The organism is Pseudonocardia xinjiangensis, from assembly GCF_050948425.1.
Lineage (GTDB): Bacteria > Actinomycetota > Actinomycetes > Mycobacteriales > Pseudonocardiaceae > Pseudonocardia > Pseudonocardia xinjiangensis.
The window spans coordinates 7,529,722-7,555,438 of the sequence record NZ_CP192009.1; the positions used below are offsets into that span (position 1 = coordinate 7,529,722).

General features: G+C 73.7%; 21 protein-coding genes. 8 read left to right on the forward strand and 13 right to left on the reverse strand.

All coding sequences use genetic code 11. The features are described 5' to 3' along the window. Positions 1 to 25 precede the first annotated feature (25 nt). From ACQPZA_RS35645 to ACQPZA_RS35665, 5 genes are all read right to left on the reverse strand, one after another. The gene (locus ACQPZA_RS35645) at positions 26 to 415 is read right to left on the reverse strand and encodes a hypothetical protein (protein WP_169397298.1); all 390 of its coding nucleotides are present in this window, start codon (positions 413 to 415) and stop codon (positions 26 to 28) included. 39 nt (positions 416 to 454) lie between these two features. Next, positions 455 to 1,870 (reverse strand): fused MFS/spermidine synthase, encoded by a 1,416-nt coding sequence (locus ACQPZA_RS35650; RefSeq protein WP_211174504.1) that lies wholly within the window; start codon positions 1,868 to 1,870, stop codon positions 455 to 457. Between the two features lie 77 nt (positions 1,871 to 1,947). Further along, positions 1,948 to 3,099 (reverse strand): acyl-CoA dehydrogenase family protein, encoded by a 1,152-nt coding sequence (locus tag ACQPZA_RS35655; RefSeq protein ID WP_433276812.1) that lies wholly within the window; start codon positions 3,097 to 3,099, stop codon positions 1,948 to 1,950. A 1-nt stretch (position 3,100) separates the two neighbouring features. Further along, positions 3,101 to 5,092, reverse strand: coding sequence for an acetyl/propionyl/methylcrotonyl-CoA carboxylase subunit alpha (locus ACQPZA_RS35660; RefSeq protein WP_433276814.1), 1,992 nt, complete (start codon positions 5,090 to 5,092; stop codon positions 3,101 to 3,103). Positions 5,093 to 5,119: 27 nt separating this feature from the next. Next, positions 5,120 to 6,721 (reverse strand): carboxyl transferase domain-containing protein, encoded by a 1,602-nt coding sequence (locus tag ACQPZA_RS35665; RefSeq protein ID WP_433276816.1) that lies wholly within the window; start codon positions 6,719 to 6,721, stop codon positions 5,120 to 5,122. A 131-nt stretch (positions 6,722 to 6,852) separates the two neighbouring features. Here ACQPZA_RS35665 and ACQPZA_RS35670 point away from each other — a divergent pair, with 131 nt between their 5' ends. After that, complete coding sequence (locus tag ACQPZA_RS35670) at positions 6,853 to 7,527, forward strand: response regulator transcription factor (protein WP_169397304.1); 675 nt, start codon at positions 6,853 to 6,855, stop codon at positions 7,525 to 7,527. Here ACQPZA_RS35670 and ACQPZA_RS35675 read toward each other — a convergent pair. After that, positions 7,503 to 9,125, reverse strand: a complete 1,623-nt coding sequence (locus ACQPZA_RS35675; RefSeq protein WP_433276818.1) for a sensor histidine kinase — start codon at positions 9,123 to 9,125, stop codon at positions 7,503 to 7,505. The two genes, ACQPZA_RS35670 and ACQPZA_RS35675, sit on opposite strands and share 25 nt — an antisense overlap. A 164-nt stretch (positions 9,126 to 9,289) precedes the next feature. Here ACQPZA_RS35675 and ACQPZA_RS35680 point away from each other — a divergent pair, with 164 nt between their 5' ends. Continuing rightward, positions 9,290 to 9,901, forward strand: a complete 612-nt coding sequence (locus ACQPZA_RS35680; protein ID WP_433276821.1) for an SACE_7040 family transcriptional regulator — start codon at positions 9,290 to 9,292, stop codon at positions 9,899 to 9,901. 116 nt (positions 9,902 to 10,017) lie between these two features. Next, positions 10,018 to 12,864 carry a phosphoenolpyruvate carboxylase gene (gene ppc, locus ACQPZA_RS35685; protein WP_433276823.1) on the forward strand — a complete coding sequence of 949 codons (2,847 nt, stop codon included), beginning with the start codon at positions 10,018 to 10,020 and terminating at the stop codon, positions 12,862 to 12,864. 19 nt (positions 12,865 to 12,883) lie between these two features. Here ppc and ACQPZA_RS35690 read toward each other — a convergent pair whose 3' ends face one another. Continuing rightward, positions 12,884 to 13,729, reverse strand: coding sequence for an SDR family NAD(P)-dependent oxidoreductase (locus ACQPZA_RS35690; RefSeq protein ID WP_433276824.1), 846 nt, complete (start codon positions 13,727 to 13,729; stop codon positions 12,884 to 12,886). A gap of 125 nt (positions 13,730 to 13,854) precedes the next feature. Here ACQPZA_RS35690 and ACQPZA_RS35695 point away from each other — a divergent pair, with 125 nt between their 5' ends. Genes ACQPZA_RS35695 through ACQPZA_RS35705 form a run of 3 tightly spaced genes read left to right on the forward strand, consistent with a single transcriptional unit; the run spans position 13,855 to position 16,117 of the window. After that, positions 13,855 to 14,625, forward strand: coding sequence for a LamB/YcsF family protein (locus ACQPZA_RS35695; protein WP_433276826.1), 771 nt, complete (start codon positions 13,855 to 13,857; stop codon positions 14,623 to 14,625). Then, positions 14,622 to 15,227 (forward strand): 5-oxoprolinase subunit B family protein, encoded by a 606-nt coding sequence (locus ACQPZA_RS35700; RefSeq protein ID WP_169397290.1) that lies wholly within the window; start codon positions 14,622 to 14,624, stop codon positions 15,225 to 15,227. Before ACQPZA_RS35695 ends, ACQPZA_RS35700 begins: the two co-directional genes overlap by 4 nt. Further along, entirely contained in the window at positions 15,224 to 16,117 is an 894-nt protein-coding gene (locus ACQPZA_RS35705) for a biotin-dependent carboxyltransferase family protein (protein WP_433276828.1), read from the forward strand. Before ACQPZA_RS35700 ends, ACQPZA_RS35705 begins: the two co-directional genes overlap by 4 nt. Before the next feature lie 12 nt (positions 16,118 to 16,129). Here the strand turns inward: ACQPZA_RS35705 and ACQPZA_RS35710 are convergent, their stop codons facing one another. The 5 genes from ACQPZA_RS35710 to ACQPZA_RS35730 form a co-directional block, all read right to left on the reverse strand. Next, positions 16,130 to 17,035 (reverse strand): DMT family transporter, encoded by a 906-nt coding sequence (locus tag ACQPZA_RS35710; RefSeq protein ID WP_433276830.1) that lies wholly within the window; start codon positions 17,033 to 17,035, stop codon positions 16,130 to 16,132. A 50-nt stretch (positions 17,036 to 17,085) separates the two neighbouring features. After that, positions 17,086 to 18,633, reverse strand: coding sequence for an adenylate/guanylate cyclase domain-containing protein (locus tag ACQPZA_RS35715; RefSeq protein ID WP_433276832.1), 1,548 nt, complete (start codon positions 18,631 to 18,633; stop codon positions 17,086 to 17,088). A gap of 176 nt (positions 18,634 to 18,809) precedes the next feature. Then, the gene (locus tag ACQPZA_RS35720; protein ID WP_433276834.1) at positions 18,810 to 19,637 is read right to left on the reverse strand and encodes a MaoC family dehydratase; all 828 of its coding nucleotides are present in this window, start codon (positions 19,635 to 19,637) and stop codon (positions 18,810 to 18,812) included. Beyond that, positions 19,637 to 20,980 (reverse strand): 3-oxoacyl-ACP reductase, encoded by a 1,344-nt coding sequence (locus tag ACQPZA_RS35725; RefSeq protein ID WP_433276836.1) that lies wholly within the window; start codon positions 20,978 to 20,980, stop codon positions 19,637 to 19,639. Before ACQPZA_RS35725 ends, ACQPZA_RS35720 begins: the two co-directional genes overlap by 1 nt. A 1-nt stretch (position 20,981) precedes the next feature. Then, on the reverse strand, positions 20,982 to 22,277 hold the full coding sequence (locus ACQPZA_RS35730) for an acetyl-CoA C-acetyltransferase (RefSeq protein ID WP_433276838.1): 1,296 nt from the start codon (positions 22,275 to 22,277) through the stop codon (positions 20,982 to 20,984). An 83-nt stretch (positions 22,278 to 22,360) separates the two neighbouring features. On the opposite strand from ACQPZA_RS35730, the gene ACQPZA_RS35735 reads away from it, so the two are divergent. Further along, on the forward strand, positions 22,361 to 23,026 hold the full coding sequence (locus ACQPZA_RS35735) for a TetR family transcriptional regulator (protein WP_433276840.1): 666 nt from the start codon (positions 22,361 to 22,363) through the stop codon (positions 23,024 to 23,026). Next, positions 23,023 to 24,987, forward strand: a complete 1,965-nt coding sequence (locus ACQPZA_RS35740; RefSeq protein ID WP_433276842.1) for an acyl-CoA dehydrogenase family protein — start codon at positions 23,023 to 23,025, stop codon at positions 24,985 to 24,987. Before ACQPZA_RS35735 ends, ACQPZA_RS35740 begins: the two co-directional genes overlap by 4 nt. 183 nt (positions 24,988 to 25,170) lie before the next feature. On the opposite strand, the gene ACQPZA_RS35745 is transcribed toward ACQPZA_RS35740, so the two are convergent. Continuing rightward, positions 25,171 to 25,614 (reverse strand): VOC family protein, encoded by a 444-nt coding sequence (locus ACQPZA_RS35745; RefSeq protein WP_433276844.1) that lies wholly within the window; start codon positions 25,612 to 25,614, stop codon positions 25,171 to 25,173. Between the last annotated feature and the right edge of the window lie 103 nt (positions 25,615 to 25,717).

A 25,717-nucleotide genomic window follows, 5' to 3' on the forward strand; every position in this document is an offset into this window, starting at 1 on the left:
TCCCGCGGAACGTCGCCGACGCGCTTCAGTGCTCGTCGGCGCCGGTGAGCTCGTGCTCGAGCCGGTCGGCCGCCTCGACCACCAGCCGGAACGAGCGGTCGAACCCGTCGAGCGCGGTGTCGCCGAGCGGGATCGAGTGGCGGAACAGCACCAGCCCGTCGTTGACGACGGCGCCGCCCGCGAGCGACTCACCCGCGAGGGTGAGCATCGCGGCGAGGTCGATGTCGCCCACGCGCCCGACCGGTGACGTGATCTGGGCCCACGGGTGCCCGTCCTCCCCTGTGACCAGCCGCACCGCGACGAGCTGGGTGCGCTCGCCGGACGTGGGGAGGTTGAACCACAGCTCGTCCTCCACCTGCCGCATGATCTCGTAGCGCACGCGGACGAAGGACATCAGATCGTCCCAGCTGGCCACAACGCCGCCTCTCCTCGGTCGAGCCGGACCGTACCGCGCTCAGCCCCTCAGCTGGTCGACCGGTGCCCAGTCGTCGGTGAGCACGGCGGCGGCACCGGCGAACTCACGGGTGCGGTCGTCGCCGAGCACCGAGCCCGGTTCGCCCCGCACGGCCGCTCTGGCGGCCAGCCCGGCGAGGTCGAGCGGCAGGTCGGACGCCACGATCACCGCGTTGCCCCCGCCGCCCGGCCCGAGCTGGTCCGGGCGGACCAGCAGTACGACGTTCGGGAACCTGGTCGCCACGGTGGCCACCTCCGCCGCCAGCAGCCGCCACGGCTGGCGGTCGATCACGTTGAGCACGAAGACGCCGTCGATCCGCAGCACCCGGTTCACATCGGCGACGAACTCGGTGGTGGCGAGGTGCCACGGCACGGACCGCGCGCCGAACGCGTCGCCCACCACCAGGTCCGCGGAGGCGGTCTGCAGGCCGGCGAGCGCGGTTCTGGCGTCCCCGATCTGCACGGTGGTGCCCGGGATGTCGGCCGCGCCGAGCTCGCGGCGCGCCAGGTCGACCACGCCGGCGTCCACCTCCAGCACGGTCGAGGTGCTGCCCGGCCGGGTCGCGGCCAGCCAGCGCGGCATCGTGAAGCCGCCCCCGCCGATGTGCACGGCGTCCACCGGACGACCTGCGGGGAAGACCGTGTCGATCGCGTCGGCGAACCGCTGGGTGTAGGCGAACTCAAGACGTGTCGGGTCGGAGAGGTCGACCGCCGAGTGGCGCAGGTCGTCGAGCACGAGGATCCGGGTGCCGGGCCGCCCGGCGTCGGTCTCGATGCGGGCGCAGTAGTACACGGTGTCGACGTCGCAGCGTCCCGGCACGGCCACGAGCACGGCGCCTGCCACTGCCGCGGCGACCGCGACCCCGACGACGGTGGCCGGCGCGCGGACCGTGGCCGTGACCGCCGCCAGCAGCAGGCAGGAGGCCGCCGTGACCAGCAGGATCGCGGTGACCGGCAACAGCGACACCAGCAGGAACCCGGTGAGGAAGACCCCGGCGAGCGACCCGAGCGTGCCGGCGGCGGACAGCCGCCCGATCACCGCACCGGAGCCGTCCAGACTCGACAGGCTGGCCCGCGTGACGGCGGGCGTGACCATCGCCAGCGCGGTGACCGACACCAACGTGGATACCGCGACCAGCACCACCGCGGCGTAGGGGCCGGGCCCGAGCGCCGGACCGAGCAGCCGGATCAGCGGGCGCACCACCAGCACCCCCAGGCCGCCGACGGCGAGCGCGCCCGCGGCCACCCAGCGTGGTGGCAGCACGTCGGACCAGCGCCCCCCGAGCGAGGCGCCCGCGGCGATCCCGGCCAGCGCGACCCCGATCACCGCCGTCGTCGACTCGAGGGTCAGACCGACGTAGGGCGCCACGAGCCGGGTGGAGAGCGTCTCCACCACCAGGATTGCGGCACCGCTCACAATCACGACTATCCGGGCGAACAGGGCGTTCACCCCACCATCCTCCGGTGGCCCCCCGCCGCGGCGCCAGCGGGGTGCTACAAACCCAGCTGCCGGGCGATCAACATGCGTTGAACTTCGGAGGTGCCCTCGCCGATCTCCAGAATCTTCGCATCCCGGTAGAAGCGCCCCACCGGATACTCGTTCATGAACCCGTAGCCGCCGAAGACCTGGGTGGCGTCGCGGGCGTTGTCCATCGCCGCGTTCGACGCCACCAGCTTCGCGATCGCCGCCTCCTTCTTGAACGGCTCGCCCGCGAGCATCTTCGCCGCCGCGGCGTAGTACGCCAGCCGGGCGGTGTGCGCCCGCGCCTCCATGTCGGCGATCTTGAACTGGATGCTCTGGTAGCTGCCGATCGGGTTGCCGAAGGCCACGCGATCGTGGGCGTAGCGCACCGACTCGTCCACGCAGCCCTGCGCGAGCCCGACCGACAGGGCGGCGATGGCCACCCGGCCCTCGTCGAGGATCGACAGGAACTGCGCGTAGCCGCGCCCCCGCTCGCCGAGGAGGTTGGCGGCAGGCACCCGGCAGTCGTCGAAGAAGAGCTCGCGGGTGTCGGAGGCCGACCAGCCGACCTTCGAGTACTTCTTCGACACCCGGAACCCCGGCGTCCCGGCCGGCACCATGATCGCCGAGATCTCCCGGCGCCCGGTGGCGTCCGCATCACCGGTGAGCGCCGTGACCGTGACGACCGAGGTGATGTCGGTGCCGGAGTTGGTGATGAACGCCTTCGAGCCGTTGATCACCCACTCGTCGCCGTCGAGCCGCGCGGTGGTGCGGGTGGCACCGGCGTCCGAACCGCCACCGGGTTCGGTGAGCCCGAACGCGCCCAGCCGCTCCCCTGCGGTGAGCGCGGGAAGCCACTCGCGCTTCTGCTCGTCGGTGCCGAACCGGTAGATCGGCATCGAGCCCAGCGACACCCCCGCCTCCAGGGTGATCGCCACCGACGAGTCGACGCGCGCGAGCTCCTCCAGCGCGACACACAGGGCGAAGTAGTCGCCGCCCATGCCTCCGTAGGACTCGTCGAAGGGCAGGCCGAACAGGCCCATCGCCCCCATCTTCGCCACGATCTCGTACGGGAACTCGCCACGCTCGTAGAGCTCCCCGATGACCGGAGCCACCTCCTTGCGGGCGAAGTCCTCGACGGTAGCCCGCAGCGCCTCGTGCTCGGGGCTCAGCGTGAGGTCCATGTCATCCCTCTTCCGTGGTGGGTTCGACGACCAGGAGCACGGCGTCACGCGCGACGGTGGCGCCCGCACGGGCCCGGAGCTCACGGACCACCCCGTCGACGGGTGCGGTGAGCACGTGCTCCATCTTCATCGCCTCGACGACGACGAGGCGGTCGCCGGCGGCGACCTGCTGCCCCTCGGCGACCTCGACGACGGTGACCGTGCCGGGCATCGGCGAGAGCACCGGCCCGCCTGCGCCCTCCTCCGCGGAGGCCGCCGCGTCCAGCGGGGCCTGCTCGCGGATGCCCCAGGCGTGGCCGTCGCGCCCGAGCCACAACGTCTCGCCGCCGGCCCAGTGGTAGCGGCGGGTGACGCCGTCCAGGGTCACCTCGAGCAACCCCGCGCGGCGCTGCGCGCGCAGCGACACCGCAGCGCCGTCGCCGACCACGCACTCGGCGGACGACGCGCGCCCGCTCACCCTGACGACCACGGGCTCGTGGCCGGTGACGAGCATCTGCCACGTGGTCGACGCCGGGTCGCCGATGCGCCAGCCACCGGGCACGTCGAACGGGTCGACCACCGGCCCGGTGGGCTCCAGTTCCAGCATGGCGTGGGCCGCGGCGGCCGCGAGCACGTCGGCAGGCAGCTCGGACGCGGTCCAGGCCGCTCCCCGGCGCGCGACGAGGCCGGTGTCCAGCCGCGCCGCCCGGACGTCGTCGTCGGCGAGGAGGGCGCGCAGGAAGCCGATGTTGGTGTCGAGGCCGAGCACCACCGTGTCGCGCAGTGCGGTGTCGAGCCGGCGGAGGGCCTCGGCGCGGTCGGCGCCGTGGGCGACGACCTTCGCGAGCATCGGGTCGTAGTCCGACCCGACGACGGCACCCTCGGCCATCCCCGAGTCGACCCGGACCCCCGGACCGGCCGGTTCGTGCAGCGCCAGTATCCGGCCGCCGGTCGGCAGGAAGCCCGCGGCCGGGTCCTCGGCGTAGACCCGCGCCTCGACGGCGTGCCCGGTGAGGCGGACGTCGTCCTGGGCGATGGGCAGCGGCTCACCTGCGGCCACGCGCAGCTGGAGCTCGACGAGGTCGAGCCCGGTGACCATCTCGGTGACCGGGTGCTCCACCTGGAGCCGGGTGTTCATCTCCATGAAGTAGAAGGCCCCGTCGCCTGCCCGGTCGCCCTCCACGATGAACTCGACGGTGCCCGCGCCGGAGTAGCCCACTGCACGCGCGGCCTCGACCGCCGCGGCACCCATCGCGGCGCGCTGCTCCTCGGTGAGCAGCGCCGACGGCGCCTCCTCGACGATCTTCTGGTGGCGTCGCTGCAGGCTGCACTCGCGCTCGCCCAGGTGCACGACGGCGCCGTGCGCGTCGGCCACGATCTGGATCTCGATGTGCCGTGGCGTACCGACGAGCCGCTCCACGAGCAGCGTGTCGTCGCCGAACGAGCCGCGGGCCTCGCGCCGGGCGGACGCGACGGCGTCGGCGAGCCGCTCGGGGCGGTGCACCTCGCGCATTCCCTTGCCACCGCCGCCGGCGCTGGGCTTGAGCAGCACCGGGTACCCGATCTGCCGGGCGGCGGCGGCCAGGTCGTCGTCGGACAGACCCGCGCCGTCCGAACCCGGGACGACGGGCACCCCCGCCTTGGCGACGGTCTGCTTGGCGCGGATCTTGTCGCCCATCGCCTCGATCGCGGCCGCAGGCGGCCCGACGAACGTGATCCCGGCCTCCTCGCAGGCCGCGGCAAAGGCCGTGTTCTCGCTGAGGAACCCGTAGCCGGGGTGGATCGCCTGCGCGCCGGTGGCCCGCGCCGCCTCGATCACGGCGGGGATCGACAGGTAGCTCTGCACGGCCGCCGCAGGCCCGATCCGGACCGCGACGTCGGCGAGGGCGACGTGCGGGGAACCGGCGTCGGCATCGGAGTACACGGCGACGGACCGCACCCCCATGCGCCGCAGGGTGCGCAGCACGCGCACGGCGATCTCGCCCCGGTTCGCGACGAGCACGGTGTCAAACACGCGAAGCCTTCCTGCTGGTCGGGGCGGTCACATCCGGAAGACGCCGAAATGCGGCGTCTCGAGAGGAGCGTTGGCTGCAGCGCTCAGCGAAAGACCCAGGACGGTTCTCGTGTCGAGGGGGTCGATCACGCCGTCGTCCCAGATTCTCGCCGTGGAGTAGTACGGGTGGCCCTGGTGCTCGTACTGGGCGCGGATGCGGTTCTTGAAGTCCTCGTCGGACTCCCCGTTCCCGTTGCCGCGCACGGCGGAGAGGACCGTGGCGGCCTGCTCGCCGCCCATGACGGAGATGCGGGCATTGGGCCACATGAACAGGAAGCGCGGTGAATAGGCCCGCCCGCACATCGAGTAGTTGCCGGCCCCGAACGAGCCGCCGATGATCACGGTCAGCTTCGGCACCCGCGTCGAGGCCACGGCCGTCACCATCTTCGCGCCGTTCTTCGCGATTCCGCCGGCCTCGTACTCGCGGCCGACCATGAAGCCCGAGATGTTCTGCAGGAACACCAGCGGGATCCCGCGCTGGTCGCACAGCTCGATGAAATGGGCACCCTTGAGCGCCGACTCGGAGAACAGGATGCCGTTGTTCGCCACGACACCGACGGGGTGCCCGTGCAGCCTCGCGAAACCCGTGACGAGGGTGGTGCCGTACTCGGCCTTGAACTCGTGGAACCGCGAACCGTCGACGATCCGCGCGATCACCTCGCGCACGTCGTACGGGGTCCGGGAGTCGGTGGGCACCGCGTCGTAGAGCGACGCCGGGTCGACGGCGGGCTCCTCCGTGGGGAGCACGTCCCACGGCCGCGGCGCGCGCGGTCCGAGCGTGCCGACGATCGAGCGGACGATCCGCAGTGCGTGCGCGTCGTCGTTGGCGAGGTGGTCGGTGACCCCGGAGATCCGCGAGTGCAGGTCCCCGCCGCCGAGCTCCTCGGCCGTGACCACCTCGCCGGTCGCGGCCTTCACGAGCGGGGGGCCGCCCAGGAAGATCGTGCCCTGGTTACGGACGATCACGGCCTCGTCGCTCATCGCCGGGACGTACGCGCCGCCCGCCGTGCAGGAGCCGAGCACCGCGGCGATCTGCGGGATGCCGAGCCCGGACATCGTGGCCTGGTTGTAGAAGATCCGGCCGAAGTGCTCACGGTCGGGGAAGACGTCGTCCTGCGCGGGCAGGTACGCGCCCCCGGAGTCGACGAGGTAGATGCACGGCAGCCGGTTGTGCAGCGCCACCTCCTGGGCGCGCAGGTGCTTCTTCACCGTCATCGGGTAGTAGGTGCCGCCCTTGACGGTGGCGTCGTTCGCCACGATCACGCACTCGCGCCCGGCCACCCGCCCGACGCCTGTGATCATCCCGGCTCCCGGGGCCTCGTCGCCGTACATGCCGTCGGCCGCCAGCGGCGAGAGCTCGAGGAACGGGCTGGACGGGTCCACCAGCGAGTCGACGCGCTCGCGCGGCAGCATCTTGCCGCGCTCGACGTGCCGCTGCCGGGCGCGCTCGGGGCCACCGAGCCGGGCCGCGGCGAGCTTCCGGCGCAGGCCGGCGACCAGCTCGCGGTGCGACGCGGCGTGGCGCGCGGCGTCCGGCCCGGACGGGTCGACCGCGCTGCGCAGCGGCGGACCGGACGTGGCGACGGGCATGCGGACCCCCTCCGTGGACTGGGCCGATGTTAACGCTCATTAACCCGGTGGTGCCAGTGCCCAGAAATCGATGGGCATCGGAAGCGTTGGGGGCGCCGAGCCTCGTGATCGGCCCCCGCTACGGTCTGATCGTGCGGGTGCTGCTGGTGGAGGACGAGGTGCCGCTGGCCGAGATGGTGCGCCGCGGGCTGGCGCACGAGGGCCACTCCGTGCACGTCGTGCACGACGGCCTCGCCGGTCTCGCGGCCGCGAGCACGCGCCAGCACGACGTCGTGGTGCTCGACATCATGCTGCCGGGCCTGTCCGGCTACCGCGTGCTCGAACGGATGCGGGCCGCCCAGATCTGGACCCCGGTGCTCATGCTCACCGCCAAGGACGGCGAGTACGACGAGGCCGACGCGTTCGACCTCGGCGCCGACGACTACCTGGTCAAACCGTTCTCGTTCGTCGTGCTCCTCGCCAGGCTGCGGGCGCTGCTGCGGCGCTCGGGGGAGGCGAGGCCCACCGTCCTGACGGTCGGATCGCTGCGCCTCGACCCGGCCAGGCACCGCGTGCACCGCGGCGACACGGAGATCACCCTGACCCCGCGGGAGTTCGGCGTGCTGGAGCACCTGATGCGCCACGCGGGCGAGGTGGTCACGAAGACCGACATCCTGCGCGCGGTCTGGGACGCCCACTACGAGGGCGAGGTCAACGTCGTCGAGGTGTACGTCGGCTACCTGCGCCGCAAGATCGACGCCCCGTTCGGCACGAGCACCATCGAGACGGTGCGTGGGGTCGGCTACCGGATGATCGAGCCGCGCTGATCGTCCGCCACCCCTGAACCGCCCCGCCACTGGCGGGGCACCGGCAGGCCGTTCGGATCGGTGAGCGGGACCCCCGGGGTGCCCCACGGGCTCGTCTCCTCGCCGCCGGACACCGCCGGGATGCCCCACGGCCTGGTCTCCGGATCACGCTTCGCGTCCTCGTCACGCACGGGCCGCTGGGCGTGCGCAGTGGACGGAACGGGGGCCACCGGCCGCCACGGGGCCGCAGGCGTTCCCTCGGCGAGGGGCTCCTGAGGCAGAGTGGCCGGCAGCCGGACGCGGAAGCGCGCCCCGCCGCCCGGCGCGTCGTCCACGGTCACGCTGCCCCCGTGCGCAGCCACGACCTCGGCGACGATCGCCAGGCCCAGCCCCGAGCCGCCGTCGGCCCGGGCGCGGGCGGAGTCGAGCCGGACGAACCGCTCGAACACCCTGCCCCGATCCTCGGCCGGCACGCCCGGTCCGTCGTCCGAGACCTCGATCACGGCGGTGCTCTCCTCCCGCGTGACCGTGACGATCACCCGCGAACGCGCGTGCCGGCGCGCGTTGTCGACGAGGTTGCGCACCACCCTGGCGAGCTGCCCGCGGTCACCGATCACCCGCACGGGCTCGGCGTGCACCTCGGCCACCACCCGGCTGTCGGACGGACGGCCGCGCTCGCTCTCGGCGACCTCGTCGAGGTCCACCTCCTCGCGGCGCGGCTGCAGGCCGCGCTCGTCGGCCCGCGCGAGCAGCAACAGCGCGTCGACCAGCCGGTTGAGCCGCTCGGTCTCGCCGCGCAGCGCCGTGACGGTGCCGGGGTCGGTGGGACCCCGCTGCATGAGCTCGAGGCCGGTGGCGATCGTGGCGAGCGGGCTGCGCAGCTCGTGGCTGGCGTCGGCGACGAACCGGCGCTGGACGCCCTGGGCGTCCTGCAGCCTGCCGATCATCGCGTTCATCGTCTCGGCGAGGCGGCCGACCTCGTCGCGCGCACCGGGCACGGGGACACGCTGGGCCAGGTCCTTCTCGCTCATCGCGGCCACCCGGGCGCGGATCGCCTCCACCGGGCGCAGCGCGCGGCCCGCGAAGTAGTACGTGGTGAGCCCGGTGACCAGGATGAGGATCGGCACGCCGAAGAGCAGATAGAACAGCACGGTGTCGGTGGCGGTCTGGACGCTCGTCAACGGCAGCGCCACGTAGATCGCGACGTGGTTGCCTGCCGACACGGTGCCCGCGGCCACCAGCACGGCCGGGACGCGGCTGCCGTCGGCGCGCATCACCTCGGTCTTCGGCAGCACCACCCGCTGCCCGTCCTGAGGCCACAGCGACGACAGCGGCTGCGAGCGCCCGGCGGCGTCGCTGCCCCCCTCGATCACGGTGACGTCGTCCTCGTCGTCGTCCGACTCGTACCGGACCAGCACCTGGACCAGGTCGTCCGGGGTATTGGCGAGGACCCTGATCGCCTCCCGGGCGTTCTCGTTGGACGAGCCCTCGTAGTTGCCCTCGACCCGGTCGATGAGCTGTTGCATCCGGGTCTCGGCGGTGGCCTGCACCGTGGCACGCAGCGACTGGCCGACGAGGAGGACCAGCGCAGCTCCCGCGACGATCAGCGCTAGGGTCACCACCACCGCGGCCGCGAGGGCCGACGCGGCGCGCACGCCGAGACGCGCGCGGATCGCCCTGCGTAGACCGGCCACTCCGCGAGCGTAACGATCGGCGCTGTGAGGTCGCTGAGTACGCCGCGGAGCCAGTTAACAGGCGTTAACCGGGGCGCTACGCTGCCCTGATGGCGGCGTCCCCGGCGGCGGGCACAGGCGGCAGCAGGCGGGAGCAGATCCTCACTGTCGCGGCGCAGCTGTTCGCCAAGCACGGCTTCCACGGCGTGAGCATCGCCGATCTCGGTGCCGCGGTCGGGGTGAGCGGACCGGCGCTGTACCGGCACTTCCCCGGCAAGGAGGCGCTGCTCGCCGAGATGCTCGTCGGCATCAGCGAGCACCTGCTCGCCGGTGGGCAGGCCCGGGCGTGCGCGTCGGACGACCCGCGGGAGGTGCTGGCGGCGCTCGTCGAGTTCCAGGCCGACTTCGCCCTGCGCGAGCCGGAGCTGATCGTGGTGCAGGACCGCGACCTGGCGAACCTGCCGGCGGAGGCACGCAGGCGGGTGCGCAGGCTGCAGCGCACCTACGTCGAGATCTGGGTCGACACTCTGCAGCGGGTCCACCCCGGCCTGACCGCCGAGTCGGCCCGGATCGCAGCGCACGGCGCGTTCGGCCTGCTCAACTCCACTCCACACATCGCGCCGGGCCCCCTCGGGCCGGGCCGCAGCGAGGGGCGGCCGCACGCCGCGGCGGCGCTGCTGTCCCGGATGGCGCTCGCGGCACTCATGGACCTGCCCGGCTGACGCCGGTGCGGCGGCACGGGGGGCTGGCGCGCGGCACCCTCGACAGGAGACGATGCCGTCGGTCCTGTCGTTCCCACCGGCGCGAGCGGCCCCCCACCGCCGAACCGGAGGCGCCAGTGAGCGACCGTGCGACGCCGATGTTCCACGCCTCCGCACCGGGCACACCGGGTGTGCTGACACCCGTCCCGCCCGCGACCCGCGGTGCCGGCGCTCCGCGGGACGTCGCCGCCCACGCCGGCGTCACCTCCGAGTCCGGCCACGAAGCGCTGCGCGCCGACATCCGGCGACTCTCGACGATGCTCGGCCAGACCCTCGCGCACCACGGCGGTCCCGAGCTGCTGGAGCTGGTCGAGCAGGTCCGCAGGCTCTCCCGGTCGGCGATCGAGGCCGGCGGCGACGGCGACGCGGAGATCACGCGGCTGCTCTCCGGCCTCGACGCGGGCACCGCGGTGTCGCTGGCCAGGGCGTTCTCGCAGTACTTCCAGCTCGCCAACATCGCCGAACAGCGCCACCGGGCCCGGGAGCTCGCCGCCTCCGACCCCGGCGGCCGTGGCCCGCTGCGCCGGCTGATGGAGCAGCTCGCCGAGTCGGACGACGGCGGGCCCGACCGCGCCGAGGTGCAGTCCGTGCTGGCCCGCACCGAGCTCCGGCCGGTGTTCACGGCACACCCCACGGAGTCCTCACGCCAGTCGGTGCTCGCGATCCTGCGCCGGGTGGCCGACGGGCTGGACCGCGGCGCGTCCGACGAGTCGCTCGGCGCGCTGGTCGACCTGCTGTGGCAGACCGACGAGCTGCGCCCCGACAAGCCCACCGTTGCCGACGAGGCCCGGGCCATCGGCTGGTACATGGAACAGCTCGGCCGCACCGCGGTACCCGAGCTGCTCGGCGAGTTCGAGCGCGAGGTGCGCGCAGCCGGGTTCACCGTGCCCGATGGCGCGCGCCCGCTCGTGCTGGGCTGCTGGGTCGGTGGCGACCGCGACGGCAACCCCAACGTCACCCCGGCCGTCACCCGCGAGGTCCTCGAGCTGTACTCCGAGCGCGCCATCCGCATCCACGACGGCCTGGTCGAGGAGCTGGTCGGCGAGCTGAGCGTCTCCACCCGCGTGATCGGGGTCTCGGAGGAGCTGCGCGGCTCGCTCGCCCGCGACCGCCGGGCCCTTCCCGGGATCCACGACCGGTTCATCCGGCTCAACGCCCACGAGCCCTACCGGCTCAAGCTCTCCTACATCCAGGCGCGGCTGGCCAACACGCGCGAGCGCATCAAGCTCCACGGCGAGCACCGGCCGGGCGTCGACTACCTGGGCCCGCACGGGTACATCGCGGACCTGGCGGTGATCGACCGTTCCCTGCGCGCCCACCTCGGCAGCCGGATCGCCGACGGCACCCTGGCTCGGGCGCTGCGCACCGCGCGGGCGCTCGGCCTGCACCTCGCGGAGCTCGACGTCCGCGAGCACAGCGAGCGCCACCACCAGGCACTCGGCGCGGTCTACGACGCGCTCGGCGAGCTGCCGAAGCCGTACGCGGAGCTGACCCGCGAGGAGCGCACGCAGCTGCTCGCGCGCGAGCTGGAGGGCGGGCGCCCGCTGGCGCGCAGGCACTACGGGCTGCCCGCGGAGGCCGTGGACGTCCTGGCGACCTTCGACATGCTCCACGACGTGCAGCACGAGTACGGGCAGGAGGTGGCCCGCACCTACATCGTCTCCATGTGCCAGGGCGTCGACGACGTGCTGGCCGTGGCCGTCCTCGCCCGCGAGGCGTTCATGGTGGAGCTGCACCGCGACCCGCGCTCGTCGATCGACCTGGTGCCGCTGTTCGAGACCGTCGAGGAGCTCTCCCAGGCCGGGGCGCTGCTGGACGGCCTGCTCTCCGTTCCGGGCTACCGGCAGCACGTACGCAACCGCGGCGACCTCCAGGAGGTGATGCTCGGGTACTCCGACTCCAACAAGGGCGCCGGCATCACCACGTCGCAGTGGGAGATCCAGCGGGCGCAGCGCCAGCTCCGCGACATCGCCGCCAAGCACGGGATCCGGCTGCGGCTGTTCCACGGCCGCGGCGGGTCGGTCGGACGCGGCGGCGGCCCGTCCGCGGAGGCGGTCGCGTCGGCGCCGTTCGGGTCGGTCGACGCCACGATGAAGGTCACCGAGCAGGGCGAGGTCATCTCCGACAAGTACTCGCTGCCCGCGCTGGCCCACGACAACCTCGAGATCATGCTGTCCGCCGTGCTGGAGGCCACGCTGCTGCACCAGTCGGCCCGTTGGGGCGACAGCAAGCTGGATCGCTGGGACGAGGCCATGGACGTCGTCAGCAACGCCGCCCGCGAGGCCTACCGCGGGCTCGTCGGCCGTCCGGGCCTGCCCGAGTTCTTCGCCTCGGCCACGCCGGTGGACGAGCTCGGGCGGCTCAACGTCGGCTCCCGCCCGTCCCGGCGGCCCGGCCGCGGTGCCCCCACCCTCGACGACCTGCGCGCCATCCCGTGGGTGTTCGGCTGGACGCAGACCCGGATGGTGGTGCCCGGCTGGTATGGGCTCGGCTCGGGGCTGCGCGCGGCCCGCGAGGCGGGCTACGGCGAGGTGCTCGACGAGATGCGGGACTGGGCGTTCTTCACCAACCTGCTCGGCAACGTCGAGATGACGCTGACGAAGACCGACCTGCGCATCGCCGGTTTCTACGTCTCCGAACTGGTGGAGCCCGACCTGCACCCGATCTTCGACGACATCGTCGCCGAGCACGAGCGCACCCTGCGCGAGGTGCTGAAGCTCACCGGGAGCACGATCCTGCTGGCCCGCCACCCGGTGCTGCGCAACACCCTCGCGGTGCGCGCGGCCTACCTGGAGCCGTTGCACCACCTCCAGGTCGAGCTGCTGGGCCAGCGCCGCCAGACCGAGGACCCGGATCCGGACCTGCACCGCGCACTACTCCTGACGATCAACGGCATCGCGGCGGGCCTGCGCAACACCGGCTGACGTGGCGGCCCGGGTCTCCTCACGGGCGGCGGCGCACGGTCGGCTCCTCGCCCGTGCTGCCGCGGTTCACGCCCACGAACCCGCGGGCGGCCGCGTCGCCGCCGTACGCCGCCTGCACCCGGGGTCCGGACGCCCGCAGGCCTCCGTCCACCGTGATGTCCTCGCCCGTCAGGAACGGTGCTGCGGGACCGGCGAGGAACGCGATGACGTCCGCGATGTCCTCGGGACGCCCGAGATCCGGCCACGGCTGCGCCTGCGCCATCACGGCGGCGGCGGTGGCCGCGCCGCCGGCCACCAGCGGCGTCGCCACGAGCCCCGGGCAGACGGTGTTGACCCGGATCCGGTCCGGCCCGAGCTCGGTTGCGGCCACCCGCCCGAGGTTGATCACCGCCGCCTTCGCCGCCGAGTAGGCCTGCGGTCCTGCCCCCGCCGAGAACCCGGCGATCGAGGCGACGTTGACGATGGACCCACCCCGCCCCGCCGCCCTCATGGCTGCCGCACCGTGCTTGATCCCGAGGAACACCCCCCGTACGAGCACCGCGAACGTGTAGTCCCAGTCGCTGACCTCGATGTCGGTGAGCCGCCCGAAGGCACCTCCGACGCCTGCGTTGTTCACCACACAGTCGATCCGCCCGAACTCCTCGACGCATGTGGCCACCGCCGCCTCGACGTCGGGTTCCTGCGCGACGTCGGCACGGACGAACCGGACGGCCGCACCGAGCTCGGCGGCCGCGGCGGCGCCGTTGGCGGTGTTGAGATCGGCGAGCACGACCCGCCATCCGTCCCGGACCAGCCGCTGCGCGGTTGCCCGGCCGATACCGCTGCCGCCGCCGGTGACGAGGGCGGCGGGAAGGTCGTCATCCATGACGTCGATCCTGCCCGCGTGGGCAGCGGAGTGAACCCCGTCTCCCGCCTTGCCGGATTGTTCAACGATCCTTACGCTCAAATCTCCTGGTCGGCGAAGAGCGGGCCCCGCGGATTGGACAAGCTGTGAGAGTGGACCTCAACTCCGATCTCGGCGAGTCGTTCGGCCGGTGGGTGCTCGGCGACGACGACGCGATGCTCGATCTGGTCACCTCGGCCAACGTGGCCTGCGGCTTCCACGCCGGCGACCCGTCGACCCTGCGCCGCACCTGTGCCAAGGCCGCCGGCTCCGGCGTGGTGGTGGGCGCGCAGGTCAGCTACCGCGACCTGGCGGGATTCGGCCGCCGGTTCATCGACGTGGAGCCCGGGCAGCTCGCCGACGACATCATCTACCAGATCGGCGCGCTCGACGGCATGTGCCGGGTGAACGGCACCTCCGTGCGCTACGTCAAGCCGCACGGAGCGCTCTACAACACCGCGGTGCACCACGAGGCGCAAGCTGCGGCGATCGTGGCCGCGGTACGGGCGTACGACCCCTCGCTACCCGTGCTCGGCCTGCCCGGATCGGCGCTGCTGCGCGCCGCCGAGGCCGCCGGGCTGCGGACGGTGCGCGAGTTCTTCGTCGACCGCGGGTACACGCCCGAGGCCACCCTCGTGCCCCGCTCCCAGCCGGGAGCCCTGCTGCACGACCCGGAGGAGGTCACGGCCCGGCTGCTGCGGATGATCGACGACGGCGTCGTGACGGCCGTGGACGGCACCGACGTGCGCGTGAGCGCGGAGTCCGCATGCGTGCACGGCGACTCACCGGGAGCGGTCGCGATGGCCACGGCCGTGCGGGCGGGCCTCGACCGCTCCGGCGTCGCGCTGGCGCCGTTCGCCGGGGAGCGGGCCGGGTGAAGGTTCTCCCGTTCGGGGACTCGGGCCTGCTCATCGAGGTGGACGGGCTGCCCGAGGTACTCGCGCTCGCCGACGCCGTGCGCGCGGCTCCACCGGCGGGCGTGCTCGACATCGTCCCGGCGGCGCGGACGGTGCTGCTCACCCTCGCCCCGCGCACCGACATCGGCGCGGTGCGCCGGGACGTGCTGGCACTGCCCGTGGAGCCGGGAGCACCACCGCCGGACGGGAAGACGATCGAGATCACCGTGACCTACGACGGGCCCGACCTCGACGAGGTGAGCCGCCTCACCGGGCTCGACGCGGCCGAGGTGGTCAAGGCCCACACGGGCACGCCGTGGCGGGTCGCGTTCGGCGGGTTCGCCCCCGGCTTCGCCTACCTCGCGGGGGGCGACCCGCGCCTGGACGTCGAGCGCCGGTCCGAACCGCGGACGTCCGTACCGGCCGGGGCGGTCGGGCTGGCCGGTGAGTACAGCGGCATCTACCCGCGCGCGTCACCGGGCGGCTGGCAGCTGATCGGCCACACCGACGCGGTGCTGTGGGACGTCGACAACGGTGCCCTCCTGGAACCGGGTGGCATCGTCCAGTTCGTGGAGGCCCGGTGAGCACCCGCGCGTTGGAGGTGGTGGCGACCGGAGCGCTGGCGCTCGTCGAGGACCTCGGACGGCCGGGACACGGCGCGTCCGGCGTCGGACGCTCGGGAGCCGCCGACCGCAGCGCGCTCCGCCTGGCGAACCGGCTGGTGGCCAACCCCGAGGACGCGGCCGGGATCGAGGCCGTGTTCGGTGGCCTGGCCGTTCGCGCCTCGTCCGACAACCGGCTGCCGCTCACCGTGGCACTCAGCGGTGCCCCGGCGCCGGCCGACGTCGACGGCGCTCCGGTCGGCCATCACGCGCTGGTGACGGTGCGGCCAGGGCAGGTGCTGCGGTTGGGGACTCCACCCACCGGGCTGCGTACCTACCTCGCCGTGCGCGGCGGCATCGCCGTCGAGCCGGTGCTCGGCTCGCGCAGCACCGACGTGCTCGCCGGGCTGGGGCCGCCGAAGCTCGAACCGGGCCAGGTGCTCCCCGTCGGCCCGGAACCGGCCGAGCTCCCGCTGGTGGACGTGGCGCCGGTGGCGGTGCCGCCCGGCGGCGCCGTCACGCTGCGGGCGATCATGGGCCCCCGGGCGGACCGGCTCGCCGACCCCGCCGCGCTCGCCCGCACCGTCTGGACGGCGTCGAGCCGCAGCGACCGCGTCGGGATGCGGCTGGAGGGTGCGCAGCTGGAGCGCGTCGGCTCCGGCGAGCTGCCGACGGAGGGCATGGTGCGCGGCGCGATCCAGGTGCCGCCCGGCGGGGAGCCGGTGCTGTTCCTCGCCGACCACCCGGTGACCGGCGGATACCCGGTGGGCGCCGTGGTGATCGACGCCGACGTCGACCGGGCGGCCCAGGTGCGTCCCGGCCAGACCGTGCGCTTCGTCATCGTGCCGCCTCCGTGGCAGGACGAGAACTGACCCACCGGACGGCTACCGGCGCCGGGACAGTGCGACGCCGGCCAGGCAGATCACGCCCCCGACTAGCGCCAGCAGCGCCGGCACCTCACCGAGCAGCAGCCCGGACATCACGATCGTGATCGGTGGCACCAGATAGGTGCTCACGCCCAGCCGCCCGGCGTCCATCCGGGCCAGGGCGTAGGCCCAGGTGCTGAAGGCCAGCGCGGTGGGCACGACGGCGAGGTAGAGCAGCCCTGCCGTGGCGCCCGCCGGAGCCGCGGCGGCGTCGGTGAGCAGCGCCGGCGTGAACGGCAGGCACGCGACGGCGCCGATCGTGCACGCCAGCCAGGTGACCTGGAGCCCGGGCAGCCGCCGCAGCACGAACTTCTGAGCGAGCACTCCCACCGCGTACGTGACCGCGGCGACGAGACAGAGCAGCACACCCAGGATGTCGGACCGGTCCAGGTGCGCCGTGGACGCGCCGACCAGCACGGCCCCGCTGAAGGCGACCAGCGCCCCCACCACCAGCCACCGCGGGAAGCCCTCACCGAGGAGCAGCCCGGCGAACAGCGCGATCAGGATCGGCCCGACGTTCACCACCATGGCGGCGGTACCGGCGTCGACGCGTTGCTCGGCCGCGTTGAGCGCCACGTTGTAGACGCCGAACCAGGCGATCCCGCACAGGGCGATCAGCGCCCACTCCCGTGCGGTGGGGGTGACCCAGCGCCTGGTGACCAGCATTCCCGCACCCAGCGCGAGCGACCCGACGAGCAACCGGCCCAGCGCCAGCGGACCGGGGTCGTAGGACTCCCCGACCGCACGGATGGCGACGAACGCCGACGCCCACGCGCAGACCGTGACCACGACGGCGGCCACCGCGCTCCACCGGTAGCGGGAGGTGGGAACGACGGGGGCTGCCGGGGTCGTCTGCTGGGTCACGGGCCGACGCTAGCTCCGGGTCTCTCCCTGATCCACGCGGATTCCGGCCATTACGCGCCGAGATCCTGACGGCTCGCGCGGCGCACACCCGGCTCCGTCTGCCGGGACTCGCACGGGGTTGCGAGGCGGGTCGGCGCGCCACGGCCCCGCAGCACCGTCGTGTCGCCGAGCGTCCAGCGGGCGGCCTCCGCCTCGTCAGCCAGCCCGACGGCGGCGCCCGTGGCGAGCACCCGGCCGGGCACCGTCTTGGCCAGCTCGGTCAGCCGCGCGGCCTCGTTCACCGGGTCGCCGATCACGGTGTACTCGTAGCGCCGCACGTCGCCCACGTTCCCGGCCACGGCGTCCCCGGCGGAGACGCCGATCCCCGCGGTGGCCTCCGGCAGCTCGGCGGCCAGCCGCGCGGCGAGCACCCGGCCGGCGGCCAGTGCGGAACCCGCCGGGTCCGCCGCGTCGACCGGCGCGCCGAACACGGCCAGCGCCGCGTCGCCCTCGAACTTGTTGACCCAGCCGCCGTGGTCCTCCACGACCTCGACGACCACGGCGAACAGGCGGTTGAGCAGCCCGACCACCTCGGTGGGCGGCCGCTGCACCGCCAGGGCCGTCGAGCCGACGAGATCGACGAAGAGCACCGCCACCCGGCGTACCTCGCCGCCGAGCCGCACCTCGTCGGTGGCCGCCGCCACCCGGGCGACGTCACGACCGACGTGCCGGCCGAAGAGGTCCCGGATGCGCTCCCGCTCCCGCAGGCCGCTGATCATCGTGTTGAAGCCGGACTGCAGCTGCCCGAGCTCGGTGCCGTCGTAGACCGTGACGCTCGCGTCGAGGTCGCCGCCCTCCACCCGCCGCATCGCCCGGCGCACCGCGTTCACGGGGTCGGCCACCGCCCTGGCCGCCCCCACCGTCACCAGCAGGCCCGCGACCAGCGCCGTGGCCCCGACGGCCAGCACGATCACCGCGAACCGGTCGGCGGACACGTCGCGGTAGACCAGTACGGACAGCGCCGAGAGCAGCAGCCCGACCACCGGCACAGCCGTGCCGAGCGCCCAGAACAGCAGCGCCCTGACCACCACCCCGGGCAGCGCCCGCCGCCGCGGTGGCTGCGCGGCCAGCACGCGCGCCGCCGTGCGCCGCAGGATCCGCTCGCTGAGCAGGTAGGACAACGCGCAGGTGGTGATGCCGCCCAGCACGATCGTCTCCCCGACCGAGACCGCGAGCCGCAGCGACCAGCGGGCGTTCAGGCCGGCGAACAGGGCGGCGCCCACGACCCAGAGCACGGCCTGCACGGTGACCAGCCGCAGCGGGCCGTGGAGCACCATGCGCTGCTCCGTGCGCTTCTCCGGGCGCTCGCCACCGGAGGCGGGAGTGCGCAGCCGGAACCGCCGGGCTCCCCACACCAGCCCGACCGGCACCGCCAGCAGCAGGTAGCCGCCGAACGTCACGATGTTGAGCATCCGCACGGTGGCCGGATCCGCGAGCGGTCCTTCGGGCAGCACCCACGCCGCGAGCACGAGCACCACACCGGCGCCCGCCACGTTGGCGACCACCACGACCACGGCGAGCGCGATCCGCGTCGGCAGGTCGAGCACGGACCGCGCCATGATCGGGCAGCGTAGGGCGGCGCTCACGATCGCGACATGGTCACGTGCCGCCGTCCTGCCCGCGAGTCGCCCGCTCCGGACCCGCGAGTCGCCCGTTCTGACCGCGCGAGTCGCCCGATCCGGACCCGCGAGTCGCCCGGTTTTGGTGCGCGAGTCGCCCTACCCGGCCCGGCGGATCAGGGGCGGACCGTCGCGGTGAGGTGGACGGCCCCCACGCGCTGGCGCACGTCGAGGTTCCAGCCGTCCCCGGCCGGGGCGGCGTGCAGCTCGACCGTGCTGGGCAGCAGCAGCGGCTTCCCGAAGGCGACGTCGTAGGTGAGCCCGGCGGGCAGACGCCCCTGCAGCGCGGCCAGCGCGCGTCCGGCCGTCCACATCCCGTGGGCGATCGCCCGCGGGAAACCGAACGCCCGTGCGGTCAGCGGGTGCAGGTGGATCGGGTTGACGTCGCCGCTGACACCGGCGTAGCGACGGCCGGTGCCGCCGTCCACCCGCCAGACCGCGGCAAGGGCACCGCCGGACACTCCCGGCGGCGGCGCCGGCGCCGGATCACCGTCGGCAGCGGGCGCGGTGGCTCCCCTGGCGAGATAGGTGCTGCGCCCGTGCCACACGGGCTCGCCGCCCGCGTCGACCCGCGCGACGAGATCGACCTGCGCGCCCTTCGGATGTGCGACGAAACGCTCGGCGTGCACCCGGACGTCGAGGGGTTCGGCGGCGTCGATCCCCCGGTAGACGGTGATCGTGTTGCGGATGTGCACCAGCCCCGGCAGCGGCAACGGGAACGCCCGGTCCGCCATCAGCTCGACCTGCAGCGGGAACGCCAGTACGTGCGGATACGTCGGCGGGAGCACGTCGTCCACCGCGAAGCCGCAGACCCGCGCGTACGCCGCGAGGTGCGAGCGGTCCACGGACACGCCCTCCCGCGACCGCTCGCGGTCCGGGAGCACCGACGCGCGCGGCCCGAACGACCCGACCGCGGCCTTGAGGTACTGCGGAGCCAGTCCCATCAGGCCCCCAGGATGCTCTGCCCACACACCCGCACGACCTGTCCGGTGACCCCACCGGTCTCGGCCTCGGCGAGCCAGCCGACCGTCTCGGCGACGTCCACCGGCAGCCCGCCCTGGCGGAGGCTGTTGATCCGGCGCCCGGCCTCGCGGGTGCCCAGCGGCATCTTCCCGGTCATCTCGGTCTCGATGAAGCCCGGAGCCACCGCGTTGACCGTGACACCCCGCTCGGCGAACCGGGGCGCGAATGCCCGCACCATCCCGATCACGCCCGCCTTGCTCGCGGCGTAGTTCGTCTGACCGCGGTTGCCGGCGATCCCGCTGGTGGAGGCGATGCACACGATGCGTCCGGTGTCGCTGAGCAGGTCACCGGCGAACAGCGCCTCGTTGATCGCGAGCTGCGCGCGCAGGTTGACGGCCAGCACAGCGTCCCAGCGGTCGGCGTCCATGTTGGCGAGCAGCTTGTCGCGGGTGATGCCCGCGTTGTGCACCACCACGTCGAGCCGGCCGTGCCGTTCCCGCACGTGGGCGAGCAGCCGGTCGGCGGCGTCGGGCGCGGTGATGTCGAGTTGCAGCGCGGTACCGCCGACGCGGTTGGCCACGCGCGAGAGCGACTCGCCCGCCGCCGGGACGTCGACCGCGACAACCGTGGCGCCGTCGCGGGCGAGGGTGTCGGCGATGGCTGCACCGATGCCCCTGGCCGCGCCGGTGACCACCGCGACCCGCCCGGCCAGCGGCCGCACCACCTCGTCGGGCGCGTCCATGCCGATCGGGTCCTGGGCCGGCCCGACGGGCACGCCGACCCGCACGACCTGCCCGTCGACGTACGCCGAGCGGGCCGAGAGGAAGAAGCGCACCGCGGAGTCGGTGGCCGCCGGCGGCGCGTCGGGGTGCACGACCAGCAGGTTGGCGGTGGCGCCCGCGCGCACCTCCTTGGCCGCCGACCGCACCAGCCCGTCGAGAGCCTGGGCCGCGGCGGCGGCCTCCACGTCGCCCGCGTCGGGCTCGGGGCCCAGCAGCAGCAACCGGCCCGACGGGGCGAGCCGCCGGACCGCCGGAGTCAGGAACTCCCGCACGGCGGCGAGGTCGTCGAGCGTCCGGACGCCGGTGGCGTCGAGGACGGCCGCGGCCACCGTGCCGTCCCCGGCCGCGTCGGCGATGTCGGCGTCCTTCAGCAGCGCACGGATCTGCTCCGCGTACCGGCCCGCGCCGACGGCCCCGACCAGCGCGGGTCCGTCGAGCAGGGGCCGGCCAGGCGCGTAGCGGCGCAGCACCGGGATGCGCGGCACGCCGAGCCGCCGGACCAGCTGGTTCTGCGACAGATCGCGCAGCGTGTCGTTGGACATGTCAGTTCCCCTCGAGGATCGCGACGACGCCCTGGCCGCCCGCTGCGCAGATGCTGATCAGGCCCCGGCTCTTCCGGCCGCCAACGCTGCCCTTCTCGTGCAGCAGCTTCGCCAGCGTCGCGACGATGCGCCCGCCCGTGGCGGCGAAGGGGTGACCGGTGGCCAGCGAGGACCCCGCCACGTTCAGCTTCGCGCGGTCGATCGCGCCGAGCGGGGCGTCGAGCCCGAGCCGCTCCTTCGCGAACGCCGGGTCCTCCCACGCCTTGAGGGTGGCGAGCACCGTGGACGCGAACGCCTCGTGGATCTCGTAGAAGTCGAAGTCACTCAAGGTGAGGCCGTTGCGCTCGAGCAGCCGCGGCACGGCGTACAGCGGCGCGGTGAGCAGCCCGTCGGACCCGAGCACGAAGTCGACCGCCGCCGTCTCCGCGTCGACCAGGTGCGCGAGCACCGGCAGCCGGTGCTGCGCCGCCCACTCGTCCGACCCGAGGAGGACGGCCGCGGCGCCGTCGGTGAGCGGTGTGGAGTTGCCTGCCGTCATGGTGGCGCCCTCGCCCTTGCCGAACACGGGCCTGAGCTTGGCGAGCTTCTCCACGGAGGTGTCGGGCCGCAGGTTCTGGTCGCGGGTCAGCCCGAGGTAGGGCGTGACCAGGTCGTCGAAGAAGCCGCGGTCGTAGGCGGCGGCCAGGTTGCGGTGGCTCGCGACGGTCAGCTCGTCCTGCTCCTCGCGTCCGACGTGCCACTCGAGCGCGGTGAGCGCGGCGTGCTCGCCCATCGACAGCCCCGTGCGCGGCTCGGCGTTGCGGGGGACCTCCGGGACGATCTGGCCGGGCCGCAGCCCGCGCAGTGCCTTGAGCCGGGCGCCCAGCGAGCGCGCCCCGTTCAGCTCCATCAGCACCCGGCGCAGGTCGTCGTTCAGGGCGACCGGCGCGTCGCTGGCCGTGTCGACACCGGCGGCAACGCCGCTCTCGATCTGCCCGAGTGCGATCTTGTTGGCGACGAGTACCGCGGTCTCCAGGCCGGTGCCGCAGGCCTGCTGCACGTCGTAGGCGGGGGTGGAGGGCGAGAGCGTGCTGCCGAGCACGGCCTCGCGGGTGAGGTCGCGGTCGCGGCTGTGCTTGAGGACCGCGCCGCCCGCCACCTCTCCGATCCGCTCGCCCGCCAGCCCGAAGCGGGCGGCGAGCCCGTCGAGCGTGGCCGTGAGCATGTCGAGGTTGGACGCGCGGGCGTACGCGCCGTTCGCGCGGGCGAAGGGGATGCGGTTGCCACCGATCACGGCGGCCTTCCGGGTCTCCGGCACAGGTTCCTCCCGGGGGTCTGGGCTTCAGGATGGGCGTTACCCGTCAGTAGCCGATACTCAAAGTACACGGTACTCTCGGTGCCGTGAAGGCGGTCCGGGACAAGCGAACGAGCCGGTGGGACGCCCATCGGCGCGCCCGCCGTGCCGAGCTGACCGACGCCGCGATCGCCGCGATCCGCGCCCACGGCGCCGGCGTCGGGATGGACGAGGTCGCCGCCGGGGCGGGCACCAGCAAGACCGTCGTCTACCGGCACTTCACCGACCGCACCCAGCTCTACGTCGCTGTCTGCGAGCGGGTGGCCGAGGTGCTGGTGGCGCAGGTGCGCGCCGCGATGGCCGGCGGCGAGAGCCCCCGCGCGAAGACCGCCGCCGGCATCGCCGCATACCTGCGGCTGATCGAGAACGACCCGGAGGTCTACCGGTTCGTCGTGCACCGCCCACTCGTCGACAGCGCCCTCGACGGCGACCCGGTGGCCGACCTCGTCTCGCTCATCGGCGACGAGGCCGCCGCCGTGATCGCCGCACAGCTGCGCCGCGCCGGTTCCGACACCGGCGCCGCGGTGTCGTGGGGCCACGGCATCGTCGGGCTCGTCCGGGCGGCGGCCGACAACTGGCTGGCCCGCCCCACGGGAACGACCCACGACGAGCTGGCCGCCCAGCTCACCGATCTGGCCTGGTCCGGGCTCTCCGGCGTCGTGGCTCCCCACCAGGCTCCCGACCAGGCTTCCCACAAGGAGGAACCCGCATGACGTCCGACCCCCGCGAGCTCCGGCGCGTCCTGGACGGCCGGTGGGCCGACGTCCGCGCCGAGGTTCGCGCGCAGCTCGGGGAGCTGCGGCTCACGCCCGAGGCCGACCTGAGCACCGAGGAGTACCGCGCACTCACCACCGAGAACCTGCGCCGGCTGGCCGAGAGCGGGCGCCCGCACCAGGGCTTCGACCCGGCGTACGGCGGTGGGGGCGACGTCGGGGGCGTGGTCACGGCGTTCGCCGCGCTCGGCTACGGTGATCTCTCGCTGCTGGTCAAGGCCGGTGTGCAGTGGGGCCTCTTCGGTGGTGCCGTCCAGGTGCTGGGCACTTCTCGTCATCATGACAAGTATCTGCGCGCGATCATGGACGGCGACCTGCTCGGCTGCTTCGCGATGACCGAGACCGGCCACGGCTCCGACGTCCAGCACCTGCGCACCACGGCCACCTACGACCCGGCCACGCAGGAGTTCGACATCCACACCCCCGACGCCGGCGCGCGCAAGGACTACATCGGCAACGCCGCGCGCGACGGGCGGATGGCCGTCGTCTTCGCCCAGCTGATCACCGGCGGCGTCTCCCACGGGGTCCACGCCCTGCTCGTGCCCATCCGCTCCGAGGACGGCACCGCGCTGCCCGGCGTCACGATCGGCGACTGCGGCCGCAAGGCGGGCCTCAACGGCGTCGACAACGGCAGGCTCTCCTTCGACCACGTGCGGGTGCCGCGGGAGAACCTGCTCAACCACTTCGCCGACGTCGCCGAGGACGGCGCCTACTCCAGCCCGATCACGAGCGCCTCCCGCCGGTTCTTCACGATGCTCGGCACGCTCGTCCGCGGCCGGATCAGCGTGGCGGGTGGGGCGGGCGCCGCCACGCAGAAGGCACTCGCACTGGCCATCCGCTACGGCGCCACGCGACGGCAGTTCGCCGACCCCGAGAGCGGCGAGGAGGTGGTGGTGCTCGACTACCTCGTCCACCAGCGCAAGCTGCTCCCCGCGCTCGCCACCACGTACGCGCTGCACTTCGCCCAGGCCGACCTCGTGTCGGAGATGCACGACCTGCAGTCCTTCGACGCGGAGCCCGGCTCGGACGCCGACACCGAGGCGGGGCAGCGGGACCTGGAGACGAGGGCCGCGGGCATCAAGGCCGTGGCCACCTGGCACGCCACCGCCACGATCCAGACCTGCCGCGAGGCGTGCGGCGGCGCCGGCTACCTCGCGGAGAACCTGCTTCCGCAGCTCAAGGCCGACACCGACGTGTTCACCACCTTCGAGGGCGACAACACGGTCCTCCTGCAGCTGGTGGCGAAGACACTGCTGTCGGACTACGGCCGCCGCGTCGGGAAGCTCGACGTGGTGGGCAAGGCCCGGTTCGCCGCCGACCTCATGGCCGGTTCGATGGCCGAGCGCACCGGGCTGCGGGCCGTCGTCCGGCGCGGGGACCTCCGCGACCGCGCCTACCAGAGGTGGCTGCTCGTCGAGCGCGAGGAGCACCTGCTGGCCGCGGCCGCCCGACGGATGCGCAAGGCACTGGCCCCGGGAGCCGACCGGTTCGCCGTCTTCAACGGCGCGCAGGACCACCTGCTGGTGGCCGCGCGGGCCCACGTCGACCGGATCGTCCTCGACTCCTTCGCCGCCGCCGTCGACCGGGTGGAGAGCCCGGCCGTGCGCGGCCTGCTGGAGCAGGTGCGCGGGCTGTACGCGCTCTCGGTGATCGAGGGCGACCGCGCGTTCTTCGTCGAGCACGGGTACATCAGCCGGGGCCGGGCCAAGGCCGTCACGCAGGCCGTCAACACGCTGTGCGGTCAGCTGCGCCCGCAGGCCAGGACCCTGGTCGACGGGTTCGGCATCCCGGAGGCGTGGCTGGACTGCCCGCTGCTCGACGGCGAGCGGGACAGCCACGCCGCCCCGACCGACCCGTCACCGTCCCAGAAGGAGCCGACCGACCTGGCCGCGGTGGGCTGAGCGCGGCCCGCCGCGGGCGACTCACCCCGCAGAACCGGGCGACTCACCCCGCGAAACCGGGCGACTCGCGAAACCCCCCGCGAGTCGCCCGGTCCGGACCCGCGAGTCGCCCGTTTCCCGTCCGCGAGTCGCCCGTTCATGACGCGCGAGTCGCCCGGGACTGGGGCAGCGGGTGGCGGGTGATCACTCCTCCTCGGACCACTCGTCCTGGGGCTCACCGGGCCGGTGCACCCCGAACGACCACTCGAAGCCCTCGGGGTCGACGACCCGGAAGCGGTAGTTGCCCCACTCCGTCGGCTCCGGGGCCCAGATCGTGGTCGCGCCGGCCTCGACCGCACGGGCGTACAGCGCGTCGACGTCGGCCGGGGCGGGGACGCTGAGGTAGACCCCGTAGCCCATCGTGTCGCCCTTGCGCGGCGGGCGCTCGTAGCCGTCGTGGTCGCTGAACACCACGGCCACGGCGTCGCCCAGCCGCAGCTCGGCGTGCGCGATGCCGCCCTTCTCGTCCGGGAACGACATGGTCGTCTCGAACCCGAACGCCCGCTGGAGCCACGTGATGGCGGCCGGAGCGTCGCGGTACCCGAAGAGGGCGTGCAGGTCGGCGGGGGGCTGTCTCGTCTCGGTCACACGAGAAGCGTGTCCGGGACTGCTGCCAGTTCCTGTCCTGATCTCCACGGGCGTCGTCCCGGTGTGCGGCATTCACGGAACCGAGCGACATCGCTCCTGGTGA

Bases quoted from the DNA above. Each gene is read 5' to 3' on its own strand.
- ACQPZA_RS35655 (WP_433276812.1), bottom strand. From the start codon at position 3,099: ATGGACCTCACGCTGAGCCCCGAGCACGAGGCGCTGCGGGCTACCGTC.
- ACQPZA_RS35665 (WP_433276816.1), bottom strand. From the start codon at position 6,721: ATGCCCGTCGCCACGTCCGGTCCGCCGCTGCGCAGCGCGGTCGACCCG.
- ACQPZA_RS35680 (WP_433276821.1), top strand. From the start codon at position 9,290: ATGGCGGCGTCCCCGGCGGCGGGCACAGGCGGCAGCAGGCGGGAGCAG.
- ACQPZA_RS35690 (WP_433276824.1), bottom strand. From the start codon at position 13,729: ATGGATGACGACCTTCCCGCCGCCCTCGTCACCGGCGGCGGCAGCGGT.
- ACQPZA_RS35715 (WP_433276832.1), bottom strand. From the start codon at position 18,633: ATGGCGCGGTCCGTGCTCGACCTGCCGACGCGGATCGCGCTCGCCGTG.
- ACQPZA_RS35720 (WP_433276834.1), bottom strand. From the start codon at position 19,637: ATGGGACTGGCTCCGCAGTACCTCAAGGCCGCGGTCGGGTCGTTCGGG.
- ACQPZA_RS35725 (WP_433276836.1), bottom strand. From the start codon at position 20,980: ATGTCCAACGACACGCTGCGCGATCTGTCGCAGAACCAGCTGGTCCGG.
- ACQPZA_RS35740 (WP_433276842.1), top strand. From the start codon at position 23,023: ATGACGTCCGACCCCCGCGAGCTCCGGCGCGTCCTGGACGGCCGGTGG.